This is a genomic window from Rhizobium sp. USDA 3886, assembly GCF_056279785.1.
Genome location: NZ_JBWCDC010000001.1, coordinates 2,816,242 through 2,835,068, shown reverse-complemented (window position 1 = coordinate 2,835,068; position 18,827 = coordinate 2,816,242). Strand labels below are relative to the sequence as shown.

The window sequence follows — 18,827 nt, the reverse complement described above, 5'->3', positions numbered from 1 at the left end:
TAGAATCAATGAGCCCCAACGTGATGGAACAGGAACTCGAAACGGCGATCGGCAACCGCATCCGCAAGCTCAGGATCGAAAAGGCCCTGACGCTGGATGATCTCGCCAATGCCTCCGGCGTCAGCCGCGCGATGATCTCGCGCATCGAGCGGGCGGAGGTGAGCCCGACGGCCTCGCTGCTTGCAAGGGTCTGTGCTGCGCTGGAACTCTCGCTTTCGGCCTTCTTTGCCGATGAGGGGCAGGAAGTCTCGCCGCTGGCGAGACGCCACGAGCAGCAGGTGTGGCGCGATCCAGAAACCGGTTACGTCCGCCGCTCCGTTTCGCCGCCTGGAACCTCGTCCGAGGTCGATATCGTCGACGTAGAGTTTCCGGCCGGCGCCCGCGTCAGCTTTCCGCCGCATGCAGCAAGCCATGGCATGACGCAGCACGTCTGGGTGTTCGAAGGCGAGATGGAGATGACCAACGGCGAAACGGTATATCGCCTCTTCCCCGGCGATTGCCTCTTCATGCCGGTCGGCGAAGGGCATGCCTTCCACAATCCCACCAGCAAACCCGCGCCGCTATTGCGTTGTCCTCAACCGCAGCCGCCGCTGATTTGATTTTTCAGGAGCAGATGATGACCGTTCGTATTCTCGATGCACAACAGGCCCGCACGGCCATTCCGGATCTTTGCGAAGTGCTTGCGGATTGCGTCAATGGCGGCGCATCCGTTGGCTTTATGCAGCCTTATACGCCAGTCGATGCCGAGCCTTACTGGCAGGGCATCGTCGAAAGTGTCGAGGCAGGGGTCACTCTGCTGGCCGTTGCGGAACTCGACGGAAAGATCGTCGGGACGGTGCAGGTAGGCTTCGCCTCGATGCCGAACCAGCCGCATCGTGGCGATTTGAAGAAACTGCTCGTGCATCGTGCTGCGCGCGGTAAGGGCCTGGCGCGGCTGTTGATGGAGGCGATCGAACGCGAAGCCGCAAAACACGGCAAGCGTCTGCTGGTGCTCGACACCGCAACCGGCAGCGAAGCGGAGGTAATCTATCCGCGCCTCGGCTGGCAGCACGCCGGCGTCATCCCCGACTATGCGATGTGGCCGGAGGGCGGCTATTGCGCGACCACGCTCTTCTACAAGCGCATCGCCGCTTAAGCCATTGACAAGGCGTGCATCCGCCGCGCCTTATCCGACAAATAAATCAGGGAGAAGTCGGTGCGCGTCATCTATTCCGAAGACCACAAGCTGCGTGATGCGAAGACCGAACTGCATGGTGGTCTTCTTGTGACGCCATTCGAAGGCCCTTTCCGCGCCGAGTGGATATTGGAGGCGGTGAAGGAGGCGGGCTTTTCGGATATTGTCGTGCCGGAGCGGCATGGACTGGAAACGGCTCTGAAAGTCCATGATGCCGGCTATATCGATTTCCTGTCGAAGGCTTGGAGTTTGTGGAAGGCGAGCGGCGCTGCGGGCGAAGCGATCCCGACCTCGCTCCCGGTTCGCCGCGCGACGCAGCGCGTGCCGAACGATATCGATGGCATGCTTGGCTATTACGCCAATGCCACCGAAACCTCGATCACCAACGGCACCTACGAGGCGGCGATCGCTTCGATGCAATGCGCGCTCACCGGTGCCGACTGGCTGAACGCCGGCAATCGCTTCGCCTTTTCGCTCTGCCGCCCGCCCGGCCATCACGCGGGCATCGATCTTTTCGGCGGCTATTGCTTCATCAACAATGCCGCCGTCGCGGCACAGCGCCTGCTGGATCTCGGCGCGAAGAAGGTCGCGATCCTCGATGTCGATTTCCATCACGGCAACGGCACGCAGGACATCACCTATCGCCGTGGCGATATCTTCTTCGCCTCGCTGCACGGCGAACCTGCCAACGCCTTTCCCTATTTCTGGGGCTATGCCGATGAAACCGGCGAGGGTGATGGCGAGCACTGCAATGCGAACTACCCGTTGCCGCGCGGCACGGCCTGGGTTGCTTGGTCGGCAGCGCTTGCGGATTCGCTTTCGCGCATCAAGGCTTTCGGAGTCGAAGCCATCGTCGTCTCGCTTGGAGTCGATACCTTCGAACGCGATCCGATCTCCTTCTTCAAGCTCAATTCAGATGACTTCATGCGCATGGGCGCGATGATCGCCAAAGCGGATCTTCCGGTATTGACCTGCATGGAGGGCGGCTATGGCGTACCGGGAATCGGCCTTAACGTCGCCAACATGCTGAAGGGCCTCGAGGGTTAGAAAAGCCCTGCCGATGGACGATCAAGATCAGCAATCCGATGTTCCGACGCTGCGCATGCTCTCCTGGGCACGCAACTCGACGATCTATCGCCTCGAGCGCCGGATGATGACGGAAAAACAGCTCTTCGATGCGATCACGCGAAAGGCGAAGCAGAAGTTCGAAAACATCAGTCCGGCGCAGTTGACGGCGCTTGCCGGTTCAGCAATCAAATTCGCCTATGACCAGAAGGCGCTCGACGATGTCGCCTATGCTGCGGCGAGCACGCGTTCGGCCGTGCGCGGCGGAAAATCGAAACGGGTCATCGCGCAGAAACTCTCCTCGAAAGGAGTGGCAGGCGATATCGTCGATACCGCGCTGGAGTATGCCGACGATCTGTTCGCCGCCGTCGTCTTCGCCCGCAAGCGCGCCTTTGGGCCATTCCGGCGTGGCGACCTTGATGAGAAGCGGAAGGCGAAGGAGCTTTCAGCTTTCGCCCGCAATGGATTCAGCTTTGAGATCGGCAAAAAAGTTTTTGGCATGAGCGCAAGTGAAGCTGACGAGGTGCTCGAAACCAGGCGGGCGCTTTAGCGGCCTCCGTTCATAAAGCCCGCTTATGTCCGGATCAGAAGTTTGCATTTGCCGTTCTGCCATTGCCTTCGTATCAGTGGTGCAAATCAGGAGCGGGAAATGGATCAGAAGACAGGCGAGCCAGCGGCAAACGGCAGTGCCGTTGCGTTGACTGCAGCAGCGCCCGCATTTTCCGGCGGTGTTGCGGCCGGTGCGCTGATGTGCCTGCTGTCGATGTCATCTATTCAGTTTGGCGCGGCATTCTCCTCCGGCGCGATCGCAGCCTATGGATCCGCCGGTGCCTCTTGGCTGCGGCTTGTTTTCGCGGCAGTCATCCTTGCGATCGCCATTCGTCCGCCATTGCTCCGCTACAGCCGCGAGCAGTGGATCGGCGCGCTGGTTCTCGGCACGACGACGGCGTTGATGACCATGTCCTTCTTCGCGGCAATCGAGCGAATTCCCCTGGGGCTTGCGGTCGCGATCGATTTCCTTGGCCCGCTTTCCGTCGCGACGTTCGGTTACGGCCTTACCCGCCGTCTGATCTGGCCGGCAATTGCCGCCGCCGGCGTCTTGTTCCTCGCTTATAACGGGGAGGAATGGGTCGGCAATCTGCCTGGCGTGCTCTTCGCCTTCGGCGCCGGCGCGGGCTGGGCGTGCTATATCATGCTGACGAAGAAGGTCGGAGCGGTTTTCCAAGGGCTCGAAGGCCTCTCCATGTCGCTGATCGTGGCCGCAGTGGTCGCCACGCCCTTCGGCTTTGCGGGCGCCGTGCCGAACCTCGATGGCTACGGCCTCGTCGAGATGGCGGGTTTGGCGATCCTTGTTCCGCTCCTGCCTTATACCTTGGAAATGATTGCGTTACGGCGGATGACGACGGCCGCTTTCGGTATCCTCATGAGCTTGGAGCCGGCAATTGGCGCGCTTGCGGGCTTCCTCATCCTCTTCCAACCCATGACGATGTTGCAGATGCTTGGCACCGCTCTGGTCGTTGCAGCGAGCGCAGGTGCGACCTTTTCGACGGAAAAAGCTTAGGCGGGCTTGCGCGCCGGATCGTCGAGTGCGGGGTTGTAGAATAGCGAAAGCGTCAAGCTCTTCGCGATGCGTTCCGCTGTCGCCATGAACCACGCCTTTGCCTCGGCATTAGGAGCGATATCGTCGAGCGTTGCGGCAAAGAGCTCCAACCATTGCGGAAAGAGAGCTGGCGTCATGTTGGCAACACCGACATGTGCTTGCACGGGCTTCCCACCGTAGGCGCCGCTGCGGAATGCGACGGACGACCAGAAATTCTTCATCTTCGACATGTGTTCCGGCCAACGGCCGGAAAGCCGGGCGTCGAAAACCGGGCCGAGTTCGGGATGTGCAAGGACGCGGCCGTAGAAGGTCTCGACCAGCCTGTCGATGAAGGCATTGTCGATGCCCATCGCCTTCATCTCCGTTTCCGCCCGCTCGCGGATTGCGGCAACATTTGCCGCCCGGCCCTGCAATTCACCGCTCATCTTAAACCCCGAATGGCCACTTTCTTGCGGCACGCATCATATAGGCATCTGCAGTTTCCAACTGAAGTACACAATTCGTCTTGCGGCAATCTGTCAGATCGACCGCCGGATGCTTGACGCTTTACGGCGCACTGTCTAGATTTAGAATAATTCTAAAATGGAGCGTGCCATGCTGCCGCGGTTTTTCAGGTCGTCCAAACGTTCATTCAAGTCATTGTCGGAACAGGAAATTCTGGCACTCGCGATTGCTTCGGAGGAGGACGACGCCCGCATCTATCTCGCCTATGCCGACATGCTGAAAGCTGCCTATCCCGCCTCGGCTCAGGTTTTCGAGGATATGGCTGAGGTCGAGGATACGCACCGCAAGTCGCTGATTGAAATCCATCGGCAGCGTTTCGGCGAACGCATTCCGCTGATCCGCCGCGAGCATGTGCAGGGCTTTTATGAGCGCAAGCCGGACTGGCTGCGCAAGAACCTGTCGCTGGAAGCGGTGCGGCAGGAAACCGAAACGATGGAGGAACAGGCCTACCGCTTCTATGTTGAGGCAGCAAAGCAGACTTCGGACGCCTCGACACGCCAGTTGCTCGGTGATCTGGCGCTTGCCGAACAGGGTCATGAAGACATTGCCAAGATGCTCGGCGACAAGCATACGCCGGAAGACGTTAAGGACGCCGAGGACGAAAATGCGCGGCGGCAATTCGTGCTTACCTATGTGCAGCCTGGCCTTGCGGGCCTGATGGACGGTTCCGTCTCGACGCTGGCGCCGATCTTTGCCGCCGCCTTTGCGACGCAGGATACGTGGCAGACTTTTCTAGTCGGCCTTTCGGCTTCGGTTGGCGCCGGTATCTCGATGGGCTTCACGGAAGCCGCACATGACGACGGCAAGATTTCCGGGCGCGGTTCGCCCGTCAAGCGCGGTCTCGCCTGTGGCATCATGACAACGCTCGGCGGCCTCGGCCATGCGCTGCCTTACCTCATTCCACAATTTTGGACCGCGACGATCACTGCCGTCGTCATCGTCTTTTTCGAGCTATGGGCGATTGCGTTCATCCAGAACAGATATATGGAAACGCCGTTCCTGCGCGCGGCCTTTCAGGTCGTGCTTGGCGGCTGCCTGGTGCTGGCCGCCGGCATCCTGATCGGCAATGGGTGAGGGGGAGACGCGGCCGGGTAAAGCCCGGGCAATCGATCCGGTGGATCGATTGCAGCGCCGAACGCCCTCAGCCGAAGCGAAGGGCCGGCTCAGCCGCGGCAAACAAAGCCAAAAGAAAAAAGGCCGGGCATTCAGCCGGCCTTTTGCATTCATTCATATTGTGAGATTGCTTACTTCAGTGCGCCGACCAGCACGTCGTAGCCATTCTCTATGGTGACCCAACGCCCGGCATTGAAGCTCGACTGGCGCTTGACGAAGGAATACGGCGTATCGAACCAGGGCTTCACGCTTGAAGCGAGATTGTCGAGAATGAAGTCGCCTTCGGCCGTGCGCAGCGTCAGCACGGCATGGCCCTCGCCATCCGGCTTGCGAACCACGGTCATCAGAAGGTTTGCCGGCTCAAAACCGCGCTGGATCAAGATGCGGCGCTTCAGGAGCGCAAAGTCTTCACAGTCGCCCGCCGTTGTCGGGTAAGCCCAGATTTCGTCTTTGCCGTAGATTTCCTTGTCCGTCATCGGGGTGATGGTGCTGTTGACGGTGGAATTGACCGAGCGGACGAGAGCCCACTTCTCACTCTTCATTTCCGCAGGCCCTGCATTCCGATCCGCGCCGCATTCGGCCCGATGGGTCTGGCAGAAATCATAATGGCCAATCGGCTGCGAGGTAGCGCCGCCGGTGACCATCGAGAGGTTTTTCGTGGGGGCCGGTAATGCGGCCGAAGACATCGCAAACATGGCCATTGTGGCCACCAAGTAACCCTTTATCCGCACGCCCGTTTCCCTGCATCGCCCTTGTATTTATTAACAAAGAGTTAACGGAGAGGGGGTTGAGGAGTCAATCATTACTTCTTGCAAGGCCGCTTCAACCCACCGACATGGTTAAAATGACACACGAATTCATGCTATGCGGCGGATGCGATTCCGCCTTCTGTCGGAGGCGGCGCCGTCTTTCGATCAATGAATAAGGCCCTTGGCGGCAGACAACATCCGTTCGATGTCCTGCGGCCGGGATAGCCGATGGTCGCCGTCGCGGATAAAAGTCAGCACGACATCGTCGGCGGGCAAGTGTTCTATCAGCTTCATGGCATGACTGTAGGGAACGTCCGGATCTTTCATGCCTTGCAGGATATGCACCGGGCAGCCTGTCTCGATAATTCCGGTCAGGACCCGGTTTTCGCGTCCGTCTTCGAGCAGGGCACGGGTATAGATGTTCGGTTCCGGGCTATATTCGGACTTCTCTTCGAAATAGCCGCGTTCCGCGAGCGAGACGCGGTCCTTCTTTCTCAGATGCGGCTCGATGAGCTCCGAGGTGAAGTCGGGTGCCGGCGCGATCAGGACCATGCCGTCGAGCTTTGGCGCAGCGTCCAGCTTTGCAAGCTCCTGCGCCAGTCGCAACGCGATCCAGCCGCCCATCGAGGAGCCGACGACGATGATACTCTCGGGTTTCGTATGAAGGATGACGGCAAGTGCCTCTTCCAGCCAGCGGGAAATCGTTCCGTCTATGAATTGCCCCCCGGAAAGACCATGGCCCGAATAGTCGAGGCGAATGCAGGCAAGTCCGAGTTCGCCGGCCAGACGATCAAGCTCGATCGCCTTTGTTCCGCTCATGTCCGACCTGTAGCCGGAGAGCCAGACGAAGGTCGGGCTGCGATCCTTCGAGACAGCTTCGCGAATGATGAAAGCAATCCTTCGCTCCGCATCGCCTTCGCCCACTGTCAGGAACTGCGGTTCGGATGTGGCTATTGCTTCGGACATAAGCAGAACTCCCGTTGTTTGATCCTATAAAACAGATTCTCGATAGGCTGACAGCAGGTGATTTTTCCGCTAAAGCGTGTTATTGACGACATCGCAGCGTAAGCGAGACTTTGAGACTTTGTTTGCGCCCCCAAATGGAAGCGCGAAGCTGCAATCCGAAACAACTCGAGGAGAGTACGACCATTCGCAGACCTTTTAAAACCGACGCGCCCGTGAAGGAAGGGCCGCGTTCGAACCGGGAAATCCGTGTTCCCAAGGTTCAGTTGATTGATGCTGAAGGACAGAATTTGGGCGCGGTGCCCACCGACCAGGCCTTGAGAATGGCTGAAGAAGCCGGTCTCGACCTTGTGGAAATTTCTCCCAACGCCGAACCGCCTGTGTGCAAGATTCTCGATCTGGGCAAGCTGAAATACGCCAACCAGAAGAAGGCTGCCGAGGCCCGCAAGAAGCAGAAAATCGTCGAAGTCAAAGAAATCAAGATGCGTCCGAACATCGACACTCATGATTATGAGGTGAAGATGAAGGCTATGGGCCGCTTCTTCGAGGAAGGTGACAAAGTCAAGGTGACGCTGAAGTTCCGTGGCCGCGAAATGGCCCACCAGGAACTCGGCATGAAGCTTCTGCAGCAGGTCAAGGCCGACACGCTGGAATTTGCAAAGGTCGAAGCCGAGCCAAAGCTTGAGGGCCGCCAGATGATGATGGTGCTCGCGCCGAAGTGAGCGCGGTCCTCATCGACGCATCAAAGCCGTCCGCAAGGGCGGCTTTCCTGTTTTTTTGTGCGGCTGAAGATTCCTTGCCTGCCCCGTTGCACTTTTATGGCGCTGCGGGTATAAGCGCGCGTCCGAACTGACCGGCAGGGCATGCCGTGGCAGTTTCGAATGCTTGCGGGACGGTTTCGTCGCCATACCCGCAGATCAACAACAAACGCTCCCGCACCTTGTTGCGACTCCGCAAAACCGGACATCGCAGAAGGGCTTCTTTGAAGAAGCGTGCAGGGAGGACAGAAACGGAGTAGCAAAATGCCCAAGATGAAGACGAAGTCCTCGGCCAAGAAGCGGTTCAAGATCACCGCGACCGGCAAGGTCAAGGCCGCCGCTGCTGGCAAGCGCCATGGCATGATCAAGCGTACCAACAAGTTCATTCGCGACGCACGTGGCACGATGGTTCTCGCTGAACCCGACGGCCGCAAGGTCGTGAAGAACTACCTGCCGAACGGTCTCTAAGACTATTCCGCGAACGCTTTAGATTAAGGAGATCATGAAATGGCACGTGTAAAAAGAGGCGTAACCTCTCACGCCAAGCACAAGAAGGTTCTGAAGGCAGCAAAAGGCTTCTACGGCCGCCGCAAGAACACCATCCGTACCGCCAAGGCTGCAGTCGATCGCGCCAAGCAGTACGCCTACCGCGACCGCAAGGTGAACAAGCGCAATTTCCGCGCGCTCTGGATCCAGCGCATCAACGCTGCCGTCCGCGAATTCGGCCTGACCTACGGCCGCTTCATCGACGGCCTGAATAAGGCCGGCATCGAAGTCGACCGCAAGGTTCTCTCCGACATGGCAATCCATGAGCCGGAAGCATTCAGCGCGCTGGTCACAGCCTCCAAGAAGGCTCTTGAGTACCTCAAGGAAGCCGGTACGAAGAACGAGTTTGAAGGCGCGGTTCGTTAACCAGCGCTTCCCAAGCTTGACGCTTTTTTGAATTTTGGGAAACCCGCGCTGGTTTGGGCTGGCGCGGGTTTTTCTTTCTTTGTACTTCTTCCCGGCTTTCACCAGCCTCCGATTACCCGCCTGATCCTGGACGGAAAGAATTGACGATGTCAGATATCGACCATCTCAAATCATCGCTGCTTGCGGAAATTGCTGCCGCCGATGACGAACCGGCGCTGGAAGCCGTGCGCGTTTCAGCCCTCGGAAAAAAAGGCTCTGTTTCCGAGCTCCTGAAGACGCTCGGCACGATGTCGCCCGAAGAGCGCCAGACCAAGGGCGTTGCAATCAACGTCCTCAAAAATGAGGTCGCAGAAGCGCTTGCCGCGCGCAAGGCGACGCTCAAGGAGGCAGCGGTCAATGCCCGCCTGAAGGCGGAGACGGTCGACATCAGCCTGCCGGTCCGCTCATCGCCCGCCGAGCGCGGACGCATCCACCCGATCAGCCAGATCGTCGACGAGATCACCGCGATCTTCGGCGACATGGGCTTCTCGATCGCAGAAGGTCCGGATGTCGAGACCGACTATTACAACTTCACGGCGCTGAATTTCCCCGAAGGCCACCCAGCCCGCGAGATGCACGACACCTTCTTCTTCCAGCCGGATGAAAACGGCGAGCGCAAGGTACTGCGCACGCACACCTCGCCGGTGCAGGTGCGCACGATGGAAGCACAGAAGCCACCGATCCGCATCATCATCCCTGGCAAGACCTATCGCCAGGATTCGGATGCAACTCATTCGCCGATGTTCCATCAGGTCGAGGGACTGGTGATCGACACGAAGGCGAATGTCGCCAACATGCGCTGGGTGCTTGAGGAGTTCTGCAAGTCCTTCTTCGAGGTCGACAGCGTGACGATGCGCTTCCGTCCGTCCTTCTTCCCGTTCACCGAGCCGTCCTTCGAGGTTGATATCCAGTGCGACCGCTCCGGCCCGATCGTCAAGTTCGGCGAAGGAACGGATTGGATGGAGATCCTCGGCTGCGGCATGGTGCACCCGAACGTGTTGCGCTATGGCGGTCTCGACCCGGACGAATATCAGGGCTTTGCCTGGGGCATGGGCCTCGACCGCATCGCCATGCTCAAATACGGCATGCCGGACCTGCGCGACTTCTTCAACGCCGATATTCGCTGGATGACCCATTATGGCTTCCGCCCGCTCGACATGCCGACGCTGTTCGGCGGTCTGAGCGCGTAAAGGGAGGATTGAGATTATGAAATTCACACTCTCCTGGCTGAAGGATCATCTGGAAACGGATGCCACCCTCGATGAAATCTGCGCCCGCCTGACGATGATCGGGCTGGAGGTCGAAGATGTCGATGACAAGGCAGCCTTCAAGCCTTTCGTCATTGCCAAGGTTCTCTCCGCTGAAAAACATCCGCAGGCCGATCGGCTGAAGGTTCTCTCAGTTGATACCGGCAAGGGTCCGCCGGTCCAGGTCGTCTGCGGCGCGCCAAATGCACGGGCGGGTCTCGTCGGCGCATTTGCCGCATCGGGCACCTATGTTCCCGGCATCGACGTAACACTTTCCGTCGGCAATATCCGCGGCGTCGAAAGCCATGGCATGATGTGCTCCGAAAAGGAGCTGATGATTTCTGACAATCATGAGGGCATCATCGATCTGCCCGAAGACGCGCCGGTTGGGACCAGCTATGCGGCTTATGCCCATCTCGACGATCCGGTCATCGAGATCAACCTGACGCCGAACCGTCCGGACTGCACGAGCATCTACGGCATCGCGCGCGATTTGGCCGCGTCGGGTCTCGGCACGCTGAAGGCACGGCCTGCACCGTCCTTTGCCGTCGAAGGCGAGACACCCGTCAAAGTAAGGCTCGATCTTGATGACGAAAAACTCTGCCCAGGTTTTGCGCTCCGCCTCGTGCGCGGCGTCAAGAACCGCCCGAGCCCGAAATGGATGCAGCAGCGCCTGCTGGCAATCGGTCTGCGCCCGATCAATGCGCTGGTCGATATCACCAACTACATGACCTTCGATCAGGGGCGGCCGATGCACGTCTTTGACGCTGCAAAAGTGAGCGGTCATCTGACGGTTCGCCGCGCCAAGGAAGGCGAGACGGTGCTCGCGCTCGACCAGCGCGAATACAAGCTTGGGCCTAATAACGTCGTCATCGCCGATGCGGATGGCATCGAGTCGATCGGCGGCGTCATGGGCGGCGAGCATTCCGGCTGCGACGAAAACACGACCGACGTGCTGATCGAATGCGCACTCTGGGACCCGATGAACATCGCCAAGACGGGCCGCACGCTCGGCATCATCACCGATGCCCGCTATCGCTTCGAGCGCGGTGTCGATCCGGAATATATGGTTCCCGGTCTGGAGCGCACGACGGAACTCGTTCTCGAACTTTGCGGCGGCACGCCGGCGAAGGCGGATGTCGTTGGCTACAAGGGCTATCAGCCGAATGTCGTCGATTTCCCTTATTCGGAAGTCAAGCGCTTGACCGGCCTCGAAGTCTCGACCGAGGAGAGCAAGGATATCCTGACCCGCCTCGGCTTCCTGGTGTCAGGTTCGGGCGAACGTGTCTCCGTCGCTGTTCCTTCCTGGCGTCCGGACGTCGATGGCAAGGCCGACCTCGTCGAGGAAGTCATGCGTATCCATGGCGTCGACAACATTAAGCCGGCGCCGCTGGAAAGCCATGCCGCGGTTAACGGCAAGATCCTGACGACGCTGCAGATTCGCAACCGCATGGCCAAGCGGGCGCTTGCCTCGCGCGGCATGCTGGAGGCTGTCACTTGGTCCTTCATTTCGGAAGAGCAGGCGAAGCTGTTCGGCGGCGGCTCGCCGGCACTGAAGCTTGCAAACCCGATCGCTGCCGAAATGTCCGACATGCGCCCCTCGCTCCTGGCGGGTCTGCTGACGGCGGCACAGCGCAACGCCGACAAGGGCTACGGCGATGTGGCGATCTTCGAAGTTTCCGGCACCTATGAGAATGACAGGCCGGAAGGCCAGCGCCGTGTTGCCGGTGGCATTCGCCGCGGCACGGCGTCGCTCGCCGGCTCCGGCCGCATGTGGTCGAATAATGTGAAGGGCGGCGGCAAGCCAGTCGATGTCTTCGATGCCAAGGCCGATGCGCTGGCGGTGATCGAGGCCTGCGGCTTGCCGATGAGCAACATCCAGATAGAGCAGGGCGGACCGGAATGGTACCATCCCGGCCGCTCGGGCACGATCAAGATGGGCCCGAAGGTCGTCCTCGGCTATTTCGGCGAATTCCATCCCTCGACGCTCGAAGCGCTTGATGTCTCCGGTGCGCTCTGCGGCTTCGAAGTCTATATCGACGCCATGCCAGAGCCGAAGAAGAAGGCGACGCGCACCAAGCCGGCGCTGGAGCTTTCGCCCTTCCAGGCCGTCAAGCGCGACTTCGCTTTCGTCGTCGACAGGACGGTAGAAGCGGGCGCGATCATCAGGGCCGCGAGCGGTGCCGACCGCAAGCTAGTTACCGGCGTCAATGTCTTCGACATTTTCGAAGGCGCGTCGCTTGGTGAAGGCAAGAAGTCGATTGCGATCGAAGTGCAGATCCAGCCCGTCGAGCGGACGCTGACGGACGAGGATTTCGAAGCCTTGACGCAGAGGATCGTGGCGAGCGTGGCGAAATTCACCGGCGGCGTGCTGCGAGGCTGACAAGCACATGATGGGCGCTCCGGGCTGGCGGCTTCGCCGGCCTGAAGCACTGAAAGCTGCGTCATCAGGCATGCAGGTAGTAAAGCTTGTTGACGATGGTCCAGCGGCCGTCGATCTTCAGCATCGACAGATAATCGGTAAATCGCATCCCCGCGAATTCGTCAGTCACCTTCACCATCGCGGCATCGCCTGCGATATCGATCGTTGTTATGTCCATATAGGGTTGCGTACCCGGCGGAGCGGCGCCTTCGGCCGTGATCGCAGCGATGAATTCGTCGCGCGTCAGCCATTCGACCATATTTTCGTAGTGACCGATGATTGCGCTTTGCGGATGGAAGGCCTTTCGCAAAGCCGCTTCGTTGGCAAAGGTCATGCCTTCGACGTAGAGGTGGACGACTGCTTCGACTGCCTGCTGTTCGGACATATCTCGCACCCTTGTATCGGCGTCATCATAACGCTGGAAGATTTAGAGCCAGGCTCTCTTCCGGCAAGCCGTGCCAAGCTGGAGCGGCTGGTAAGACTGGAGCCCCGCAATTTCCGGGTGGCAATAGCCGGATGGCGGGATAGGGTCGTACCAGTAGATGGAGAGGTGCATGAAGAAGCCTGGATCGATGAAGTCGCTCGAGGATATGGGCCGGGCGCGGCTTTCGAAGAATTTCTTCTTCCGCGATTTCCTGCATTCCGAGATCGCCGATTTCTATCGAATTCCGAACATTCCCGACGATCCGGACCTGGCGATCGAGGCGGGCAGGCGGCTTTGCAAGGAACTGCTCGAACCGCTTCAGGCAACGTTCGGCAGACTGCACATCCGCTCGGGCTACCGTTCCGCCGCAGTCAACGAGTTCGGAAACAAAAACAAGCTCAATTGCTCGACCAATGCATCAAGTGCCGCGGACCATATCTGGGACAGAAATGATTTCGATGGCTGCATGGGGGCGACGGCCTGTGTCGTCGTACCCTGGATGATCGATACTTATCGCGATGAGGAAGACTGGCAGAAGCTTGCATGGTGGATCCACGATCATCTGCCCTACGCAGCGCTCTGCTTCTTTCCGAAGCTATGGGCCTTCAACATCCAATGGCACGAGCGGCCAAAGCGTGTGATCCAGAGCTATGTGCGGCCGCGCGGCACCCTCACCAAGCCTGGTATGGCGAATTGGCAAGGTGATCATTCGAAGTTCTACGAGGGTCTTCCGCGGCTTAGAAACTGATGCGATAGCGGATGTGTCCATCGCTTTCGACATAGCTGTTGTAGAGCGCACGTGCCGTCTTGTTCTGTTCGTTGGTGTGCCAGTAAAGCCGCGACCATCCGTTATGCTTGCAGAGAGACACGAGGTCATCCAACAGCGCCCGGCCGACCCCTTTGCCGCGGGCGGCAGAATCGACGAAGAGATCTTCGAGATAGCAGTCCTTGCCGCGAATCCACGTGCCTTCATGCGTCAGTGATAGGGTGAAGCCCATCACGTTTCCATCGACTTCCGCAACGCGCATGAAGATCGCCGAAGCCGGATCGAAAACCCGGCGCCACGTTGAATCGGTAATGTCCTCATCGACCGTCACTTCGTAGAAGGCGAGATAATCCTTCCAGAGTCCGCGCCAACGCGCTTCGTCTTCCGGTCTCGCATCGCGGATTGTCACGGTCATGTCATTCCCCCTCAGGCGCCAGCTCTGTCGAGCAGTCTCATTGCTTCGTCGGAAAGCTCAAGTTCAGCCGCTTTTACAAGGCTGTCGAGCTGAGGGGTGCTCGTAGCACTGGCGATCGGTGCCGTCACGCCTTTCTTGTTGAGCAGCCAGGCGAGCGAGATCTCGGCAGGTTTCGCGCCCGTCTCGGCGGAAATCTGATCAAGTGCGGCAAGAATGCGCATGCCCTTGTCGTCGAGATATTTCGAGACCCGGTCCTCGCGGGCCTTGCCCTTCGTATCGGCTTTGCTGCGGTACTTGCCGGAGAGAAAGCCGGCTGCGAGGCTGAAATAGGTGATGACGCCGATATCTTCCTTGACGCAAAGATCGGCAAGCCGGCCTTCGAAGCTGGAGCGCTCATAGAGATTATATTCGGGCTGCAGCACATCGTAGCGAGGAACGCCAGCCTTCTCAGCGGCATCGAAGGATGCCTGAAGCTGGCCGGCATCAAGATTAGAGCAACCGATCGCTCGGATCTTGCCCTGCTTTTTCAGCTTGGCAAAGGCGCCGAGCGTTTCTTCATAAGGCGTATTTTCGTCTGGCCAATGCGAGAGGTAGAGGTCGATGTAATCCGTCCCTAGGCGCCTAAGCGAATCCTCCACGGCTTCCAGGATATATTGCTCTTTCAGCGTCTTGCCGTGGCCCATGTCGGAGCCGACCTTGGTGATGATGATTGCTCTGTCACGAGGGAATTTTCCCTTCTTCAGCCACTTGCCGATGATCTCCTCTGAATCGCCGCCTTTATTGCCGGGCACCCAGGATGAATAGACGTCGGCCGTATCGATGGTGTTGAGACCCGCGTCGAAGAATGCATCGAGAATATCAAACGACGTTTTCTCGTCGGCGGTCCATCCGAAGACATTGCCGCCGAAGACGATAGGCGAGATTGAAATACCTGTTTTTCCAAGCCTGCGCATCTTCATGGCGTTCTCCTAAAATGCTGATTTGATTGAAAGTGCGGATGCGACGGAGCGCCGCCGGGGGTAAACTAGCGCAGGTTCCGGCGGAGGAAAACCAAACTTCCGTGATTTGCGCGCGCGCCATTGCGTCGCTCGCCACCCCTGAATAAGGTTGCGCCCATTCAAGCTCTGGGAGGCTAAGCCATGCTCCGTTTCGGTATCATTTCGACGGCAAAGATCGGCCGTGAACTCGTCGTTCCCGCCATTCAGGATGCGGAAAACTGCGTCGTCACCGCAATTGCCAGCCGCGACCTGAAAAAGGCGCGAGAGATGGCCAGCCGCTTTTCCGTACCGCATGCTTTCGGTTCCTATGAGGAGATGCTCGCCTCCGACGTGATCGATGCCGCCTACATTCCGCTGCCAACCTCGCAGCACGTCGAATGGACCATCAAGGCGGCAGACGCCGGTAAGCATGTCCTTTGCGAAAAGCCGATCGCGCTCAATGCCGGCGAGATCGACAGCCTCATTGCTGCGCGCGATCGCAATAAGGTCCTGATTACCGAAGCCTACATGGTGACCTACGCGCCGGTCTGGCGGAAGGTCCGCACGCTGATAGCCGATGGTGCGATCGGCAAGCTTCGCCATGTCCAGGGTGCCTTCACCTATTTTAATCGCGATCCCGGCAATATGCGCAACATTCCCGCACTCGGCGGCGGCGGCCTGCCCGATATCGGCGTTTATCCGACCATCAGCACGCGGTTCTCGACCGGCAAGGAACCAGTGCGCATCCAGGCCGTCACCGAACGCGACCCGGAATTCGGTACCGATATTTATTCGAGCGTGAAGGCCGACTTCGGCGATTTCGAGCTGAGTTTCTACATATCCACCCAGATGGCAAACCGCCAGGTCATGGTCTTCCATGGCACCGAGGGTTACATCGAAGTAAAGTCGCCCTTCAACGCCGACCGCTGGGGGCCGGAGGAACTCGAACTCGCCAACCGCAGCCACAACGAGTCGACCATCTTCCGCTTCCAGGACAGCCGCCAGTATAGGCGCGAAGCTGAAGCTTTTGCCCGCGCTGCGAAGGGCGAGAAGGAAGAGGTGGTGACGCTCGAAAGCTCGAAGCTGAACCAGAAGGTGATCGACGCGATCTACCGCGCCAGCGAGAAGGACGGCTGGGAGCCGGTTTGATTATTTGCGAAACGCGAACCGCAGGTAGCCGAAAAATGCAAAGCACAGTGTGGCGGTGGAGGCGAGAGCCATCGCCGCCAACGGCTGCAGAGACGGCAATGCCGTTACGAGCGTGGCGTAGAGGCCTTGGTTCAGAATGGCCGCGATTATTAAGATTGCGGCAAGGCCAGGGCGTTCTGTCGACAATCGATTGCGTGCTCTGAGATCGATGCGGTGCAGCAATGCGAGCGTGATGGCAAGTGCTGCAAGAAGGCTCAGTGTCCGCGCGAGAAGCGGGCCAAACGCCGCATTCAGCAGCAAATGGAAGAGTAGCGCATCTATCATCAGTCCGAGCAGCAACAATGCGACAAAGCGCAGGAATAACAAAATTCGATTGGAAGAACCGTCAGCCATTGATCGCCAGCATGCCGGCTATGATGAAAATGGCGCCAATGGCGTAGCGTACAGTAAGAGCCTCTCCGAGAAAGACCTGCGCTAGCAAAGGAACGAAACAGAAGGTCAATCCCATGAAGGAGTAGGCAATCGTCAGAGGGACGGCTTTCAGGACGTAGATCCAGATAATCGTTCCGAGCGCGTAAAGGAGCAGTGCTGCGAGCAGCACGGGATTGAGAAGCAGCGCAAGGATATTGCGGACATTGAGTTCGCCTGCGGTCGCGCTCGTCAGTTTGAACAGCACCTGACCCGAGGCGATCAGCAGCGGCGTGCCGATAAGGCCAATCCACGTGCTCGCTGAAAAAGTGGAAAGCATCGAACCGTCCTTCAATCCGCGGCACCTCTTTCTTCCGAATAGAAGATGTCGCGACCTATATCCTCGCAGACGTAGACTGAAGGCACCGGTTGGACAGCTCTCAGGAAGGAGTGCGTATAAGGGAAGAAGTTGAAGTGCGGGTTGAACGTGTAGCGGTATTCGCGCTCACGCGGCACAACGATGATGAGGCGGCGTCTTGCAATCCGGCGCAGTTCCGCGATCGCCCGCCGGTAGTCGAGAATATGCTCGATCACATGTGTGCAGATGACCGTGTCGAATTCCGCGTCTGCAAAGGGGAGGGTTTCGACCTTGGCGGCGACATATTCAATGCCGGAAAGGCGTGACGCGTCGTCTATCACGAAGTCGACGCCGGTGAGGCGATGGAGTTCCGGATGCGCCGACTGAATGCGGCTGAGCAGCGCGCCGGTGCCGCACCCGATGTCGCAGACCGTCTCGCCCTCGATCGATCCGAGGATGCGACGGATGCAGGCTACCGAATTGTCAGTGCCTTCGTGAACGCGGGGATGATTGCGGTAAAGCTCGGCATACTCTTTTTCCGAAAGGAATGGCGCGCGCTCGCGGAATTTCGCTAGATGGGTGATATGGGCGCCCCAGACGCGCTGTGCAGCCCAGCGGAATGCACCTGAATCGCGGATAAACGGCGGTAGGATATCTTCCAGCACGAAACGGATGCGGTTTGTGGTTTCTCTATTCATGGAAGTGGCGTCACCTTGAGCGGAAGCAATCAAGCGATACGGGCGGTCTTGCCGCTTCGTGCGGCGTCGATGGGTTTTTCCGGCATCGCACCCTGACTCAGCGCGGCGACGTTGATGTAATGGATGCGCAACTGCTCGGCACGCGAGCGGGCGACGGAGTCAAGGATCAGGCCGGCGGTGAAGACCATGAACGAGATCATCATCAGCGCCATGGAGAGGACCCATGTCGGCATGCGTTTGACGAGGCCTGTTTCGAAATACTCCGCCAGCACGGGCGTCATGAAACCCATGCTCGACAGCATGAAGAACGCGCTGATAAGCCCGAAGAAGGCAAAGGGCCGCGTTTCCTTCATCAGCATGGCAAACATCCAGAGGATCTTGCCGCCATCCTTGAAGGTTGAAAGTTTCGAGTGCGAGCCTTCCGGGCGCCGGCCGTAGTCGAGTTCCAGTTCGGCGACCGGCAGCTTGAGCCGCGACGCGTGAACGGACATTTCGGTCTCGATCTCGAAACCGCCGGAAACGGCCGGGAAGCTTTTCGCGAAACGGCGCGAGAAGGCCCGGTAGCCTGAGAAAATATCGGTGAAGTCAGGGCCGAAGATCGTGCGATAGAGAATGTTGAAGATGCGGTTGCCGAAAGCATGTCCGTCGCGTCCTGCGTCCGCATGAACGCCGCGCCGCGTTCCGACCACCATGTCGGCGCGTTCGGTCAGCAGCGTGCGGATCAGCTCTTCGCCGTCTTCCGGCGCATAGGTGCCGTCGCCATCCGCCATCAGATAGATGTCAGCGTCGATATCGGCGAACATGCGGCGCACGACACATGACCCTTGCCCTGACGCCGCTCGCGAACGACGGCGGCGCCTGCGAGCATGGCGTGGAGCGCGGTCCCGTCGGTCGAATTGTTGTCGTAGACGTGGATCTGGGCATGCGGCAGTGCCGCTTTGAAACCGCGGACGACTGCGCCGATCGTTGCCGCTTCGTTATAGCAAGGTAGCAGCACAGCAATATTCAAGCTCTCTGGCGGCAATCGCGTCATGATCCTACCCACCGTTCTTGGTCGGCGAGCAGTCTAAAGCATCCATTGTTAAT

At 58.9% G+C, this 18,827-nt stretch carries 21 protein-coding genes and 2 pseudogenes; 13 read left to right on the top strand and 10 right to left on the bottom strand.

Annotated elements, in window-relative coordinates; genetic code table 11:
• Positions 1 to 23 precede the first annotated feature (23 nt).
• The 5 genes and pseudogenes from ACZ9BX_RS14550 to ACZ9BX_RS14530 all read left to right on the top strand — a co-directional run bounded on the left by ACZ9BX_RS14550 (position 24) and on the right by ACZ9BX_RS14530 (position 3,800).
• Positions 24 to 594 (top strand): annotated as a pseudogene (locus ACZ9BX_RS14550) (helix-turn-helix domain-containing protein).
• Positions 595 to 613: 19 nt separating this feature from the next.
• A complete protein-coding gene (locus tag ACZ9BX_RS14545) occupies positions 614 to 1,135 on the top strand; it encodes a GNAT family N-acetyltransferase (protein ID WP_179213731.1) in 522 nt (173 codons plus the stop codon).
• A 60-nt stretch (positions 1,136 to 1,195) separates the two neighbouring features.
• A complete protein-coding gene (locus tag ACZ9BX_RS14540) occupies positions 1,196 to 2,221 on the top strand; it encodes a histone deacetylase family protein (RefSeq protein ID WP_476218643.1) in 1,026 nt (341 codons plus the stop codon).
• A 13-nt stretch (positions 2,222 to 2,234) separates the two neighbouring features.
• Complete coding sequence (recX, locus tag ACZ9BX_RS14535) at positions 2,235 to 2,789, top strand: recombination regulator RecX (protein ID WP_476218642.1); 555 nt, start codon at positions 2,235 to 2,237, stop codon at positions 2,787 to 2,789.
• A 99-nt stretch (positions 2,790 to 2,888) separates the two neighbouring features.
• A complete protein-coding gene (locus tag ACZ9BX_RS14530) occupies positions 2,889 to 3,800 on the top strand; it encodes an EamA family transporter (protein ID WP_132560766.1) in 912 nt (303 codons plus the stop codon).
• On the opposite strand, the gene ACZ9BX_RS14525 is transcribed toward ACZ9BX_RS14530, so the two are convergent.
• Positions 3,797 to 4,264: a group III truncated hemoglobin gene (locus tag ACZ9BX_RS14525; RefSeq protein WP_476218641.1), complete on the bottom strand. Its 468-nt coding sequence runs from the start codon at positions 4,262 to 4,264 to the stop codon at positions 3,797 to 3,799. The two genes, ACZ9BX_RS14530 and ACZ9BX_RS14525, sit on opposite strands and share 4 nt — an antisense overlap.
• A 169-nt stretch (positions 4,265 to 4,433) precedes the next feature.
• Here ACZ9BX_RS14525 and mbfA point away from each other — a divergent pair, with 169 nt between their 5' ends.
• Positions 4,434 to 5,417, top strand: coding sequence for an iron exporter MbfA (gene mbfA / locus ACZ9BX_RS14520; RefSeq protein WP_132560762.1), 984 nt, complete (start codon positions 4,434 to 4,436; stop codon positions 5,415 to 5,417).
• A gap of 170 nt (positions 5,418 to 5,587) precedes the next feature.
• Here the strand turns inward: mbfA and ACZ9BX_RS14515 are convergent, their stop codons facing one another.
• Both ACZ9BX_RS14515 and ACZ9BX_RS14510 read right to left on the bottom strand, forming a co-directional pair.
• Positions 5,588 to 6,187 (bottom strand): transglutaminase-like cysteine peptidase, encoded by a 600-nt coding sequence (locus tag ACZ9BX_RS14515; RefSeq protein ID WP_476218640.1) that lies wholly within the window; start codon positions 6,185 to 6,187, stop codon positions 5,588 to 5,590.
• 183 nt (positions 6,188 to 6,370) lie between these two features.
• On the bottom strand, positions 6,371 to 7,171 hold the full coding sequence (locus ACZ9BX_RS14510; protein ID WP_476218639.1) for an alpha/beta hydrolase: 801 nt from the start codon (positions 7,169 to 7,171) through the stop codon (positions 6,371 to 6,373).
• 182 nt (positions 7,172 to 7,353) lie between these two features.
• On the opposite strand from ACZ9BX_RS14510, the gene infC reads away from it, so the two are divergent.
• The 5 genes from infC (at position 7,354) to pheT (ending at position 12,507) form a co-directional block, all read left to right on the top strand.
• On the top strand, positions 7,354 to 7,890 hold the full coding sequence (infC, locus tag ACZ9BX_RS14505) for a translation initiation factor IF-3 (RefSeq protein ID WP_037142171.1): 537 nt from the start codon (positions 7,354 to 7,356) through the stop codon (positions 7,888 to 7,890).
• Positions 7,891 to 8,190: 300 nt separating this feature from the next.
• A complete protein-coding gene (gene rpmI / locus ACZ9BX_RS14500) occupies positions 8,191 to 8,394 on the top strand; it encodes a 50S ribosomal protein L35 (protein WP_004108077.1) in 204 nt (67 codons plus the stop codon).
• A gap of 39 nt (positions 8,395 to 8,433) precedes the next feature.
• Positions 8,434 to 8,838 carry a 50S ribosomal protein L20 gene (gene rplT, locus ACZ9BX_RS14495; protein WP_027510575.1) on the top strand — a complete coding sequence of 135 codons (405 nt, stop codon included), beginning with the start codon at positions 8,434 to 8,436 and terminating at the stop codon, positions 8,836 to 8,838.
• A 146-nt stretch (positions 8,839 to 8,984) separates the two neighbouring features.
• Positions 8,985 to 10,067, top strand: a complete 1,083-nt coding sequence (gene pheS, locus ACZ9BX_RS14490) for a phenylalanine--tRNA ligase subunit alpha (RefSeq protein ID WP_476218638.1) — start codon at positions 8,985 to 8,987, stop codon at positions 10,065 to 10,067.
• A 16-nt stretch (positions 10,068 to 10,083) separates the two neighbouring features.
• Positions 10,084 to 12,507, top strand: a complete 2,424-nt coding sequence (gene pheT / locus ACZ9BX_RS14485) for a phenylalanine--tRNA ligase subunit beta (protein WP_476218637.1) — start codon at positions 10,084 to 10,086, stop codon at positions 12,505 to 12,507.
• A 64-nt stretch (positions 12,508 to 12,571) separates the two neighbouring features.
• Here the strand turns inward: pheT and ACZ9BX_RS14480 are convergent, their stop codons facing one another.
• On the bottom strand, positions 12,572 to 12,931 hold the full coding sequence (locus ACZ9BX_RS14480) for a nuclear transport factor 2 family protein (protein ID WP_476218636.1): 360 nt from the start codon (positions 12,929 to 12,931) through the stop codon (positions 12,572 to 12,574).
• A gap of 169 nt (positions 12,932 to 13,100) precedes the next feature.
• On the opposite strand from ACZ9BX_RS14480, the gene ACZ9BX_RS14475 reads away from it, so the two are divergent.
• On the top strand, positions 13,101 to 13,718 hold the full coding sequence (locus ACZ9BX_RS14475) for a hypothetical protein (protein ID WP_476218635.1): 618 nt from the start codon (positions 13,101 to 13,103) through the stop codon (positions 13,716 to 13,718).
• Here the strand turns inward: ACZ9BX_RS14475 and ACZ9BX_RS14470 are convergent.
• On the bottom strand, positions 13,708 to 14,151 hold the full coding sequence (locus ACZ9BX_RS14470; RefSeq protein WP_476218634.1) for an N-acetyltransferase family protein: 444 nt from the start codon (positions 14,149 to 14,151) through the stop codon (positions 13,708 to 13,710). The two genes, ACZ9BX_RS14475 and ACZ9BX_RS14470, sit on opposite strands and share 11 nt — an antisense overlap.
• Before the next feature lie 11 nt (positions 14,152 to 14,162).
• The gene (locus tag ACZ9BX_RS14465) at positions 14,163 to 15,110 is read right to left on the bottom strand and encodes an aldo/keto reductase (RefSeq protein ID WP_476218633.1); all 948 of its coding nucleotides are present in this window, start codon (positions 15,108 to 15,110) and stop codon (positions 14,163 to 14,165) included.
• Positions 15,111 to 15,290: 180 nt separating this feature from the next.
• Between ACZ9BX_RS14465 and ACZ9BX_RS14460 the strand changes: the two genes are divergently transcribed.
• A complete protein-coding gene (locus tag ACZ9BX_RS14460) occupies positions 15,291 to 16,277 on the top strand; it encodes a Gfo/Idh/MocA family protein (RefSeq protein WP_476218632.1) in 987 nt (328 codons plus the stop codon).
• Here the strand turns inward: ACZ9BX_RS14460 and ACZ9BX_RS14455 are convergent, their stop codons facing one another.
• The 4 genes and pseudogenes from ACZ9BX_RS14455 to ACZ9BX_RS14440 all read right to left on the bottom strand — a co-directional run bounded on the left by ACZ9BX_RS14455 (position 16,278) and on the right by ACZ9BX_RS14440 (position 18,774).
• Positions 16,278 to 16,670 carry a GtrA family protein gene (locus ACZ9BX_RS14455; protein ID WP_476218631.1) on the bottom strand — a complete coding sequence of 131 codons (393 nt, stop codon included), beginning with the start codon at positions 16,668 to 16,670 and terminating at the stop codon, positions 16,278 to 16,280. It lies immediately after the preceding gene.
• Positions 16,663 to 17,025, bottom strand: a complete 363-nt coding sequence (locus ACZ9BX_RS14450) for a DMT family transporter (protein ID WP_476218630.1) — start codon at positions 17,023 to 17,025, stop codon at positions 16,663 to 16,665. Before ACZ9BX_RS14450 ends, ACZ9BX_RS14455 begins: the two co-directional genes overlap by 8 nt.
• Positions 17,026 to 17,036: 11 nt before the next feature.
• Positions 17,037 to 17,741, bottom strand: a complete 705-nt coding sequence (locus ACZ9BX_RS14445; protein ID WP_132560740.1) for a class I SAM-dependent methyltransferase — start codon at positions 17,739 to 17,741, stop codon at positions 17,037 to 17,039.
• Between the two features lie 29 nt (positions 17,742 to 17,770).
• Positions 17,771 to 18,774, bottom strand: a pseudogene (locus ACZ9BX_RS14440) (glycosyltransferase).
• Positions 18,775 to 18,827 lie beyond the last annotated feature (53 nt).

What these genes read in the sequence shown, in the direction of transcription:
- ACZ9BX_RS14545 (WP_179213731.1), top strand. Translation starts at nt 614, where the DNA reads ATGATGACCGTTCGTATTCTCGATGCACAACAGGCCCGCACGGCCATT.
- recX (WP_476218642.1), top strand. Translation starts at nt 2,235, where the DNA reads ATGGACGATCAAGATCAGCAATCCGATGTTCCGACGCTGCGCATGCTC.
- ACZ9BX_RS14530 (WP_132560766.1), top strand. Translation starts at nt 2,889, where the DNA reads ATGGATCAGAAGACAGGCGAGCCAGCGGCAAACGGCAGTGCCGTTGCG.
- ACZ9BX_RS14525 (WP_476218641.1), bottom strand. Translation starts at nt 4,264, where the DNA reads ATGAGCGGTGAATTGCAGGGCCGGGCGGCAAATGTTGCCGCAATCCGC.
- mbfA (WP_132560762.1), top strand. Translation starts at nt 4,434, where the DNA reads ATGCTGCCGCGGTTTTTCAGGTCGTCCAAACGTTCATTCAAGTCATTG.
- ACZ9BX_RS14510 (WP_476218639.1), bottom strand. Translation starts at nt 7,171, where the DNA reads ATGTCCGAAGCAATAGCCACATCCGAACCGCAGTTCCTGACAGTGGGC.
- rpmI (WP_004108077.1), top strand. Translation starts at nt 8,191, where the DNA reads ATGCCCAAGATGAAGACGAAGTCCTCGGCCAAGAAGCGGTTCAAGATC.
- rplT (WP_027510575.1), top strand. Translation starts at nt 8,434, where the DNA reads ATGGCACGTGTAAAAAGAGGCGTAACCTCTCACGCCAAGCACAAGAAG.
- pheS (WP_476218638.1), top strand. Translation starts at nt 8,985, where the DNA reads ATGTCAGATATCGACCATCTCAAATCATCGCTGCTTGCGGAAATTGCT.
- pheT (WP_476218637.1), top strand. Translation starts at nt 10,084, where the DNA reads ATGAAATTCACACTCTCCTGGCTGAAGGATCATCTGGAAACGGATGCC.
- ACZ9BX_RS14480 (WP_476218636.1), bottom strand. Translation starts at nt 12,931, where the DNA reads ATGTCCGAACAGCAGGCAGTCGAAGCAGTCGTCCACCTCTACGTCGAA.
- ACZ9BX_RS14475 (WP_476218635.1), top strand. Translation starts at nt 13,101, where the DNA reads ATGAAGAAGCCTGGATCGATGAAGTCGCTCGAGGATATGGGCCGGGCG.
- ACZ9BX_RS14470 (WP_476218634.1), bottom strand. Translation starts at nt 14,151, where the DNA reads ATGACCGTGACAATCCGCGATGCGAGACCGGAAGACGAAGCGCGTTGG.
- ACZ9BX_RS14465 (WP_476218633.1), bottom strand. Translation starts at nt 15,110, where the DNA reads ATGAAGATGCGCAGGCTTGGAAAAACAGGTATTTCAATCTCGCCTATC.
- ACZ9BX_RS14460 (WP_476218632.1), top strand. Translation starts at nt 15,291, where the DNA reads ATGCTCCGTTTCGGTATCATTTCGACGGCAAAGATCGGCCGTGAACTC.
- ACZ9BX_RS14455 (WP_476218631.1), bottom strand. Translation starts at nt 16,670, where the DNA reads ATGGCTGACGGTTCTTCCAATCGAATTTTGTTATTCCTGCGCTTTGTC.
- ACZ9BX_RS14450 (WP_476218630.1), bottom strand. Translation starts at nt 17,025, where the DNA reads ATGCTTTCCACTTTTTCAGCGAGCACGTGGATTGGCCTTATCGGCACG.
- ACZ9BX_RS14445 (WP_132560740.1), bottom strand. Translation starts at nt 17,741, where the DNA reads ATGAATAGAGAAACCACAAACCGCATCCGTTTCGTGCTGGAAGATATC.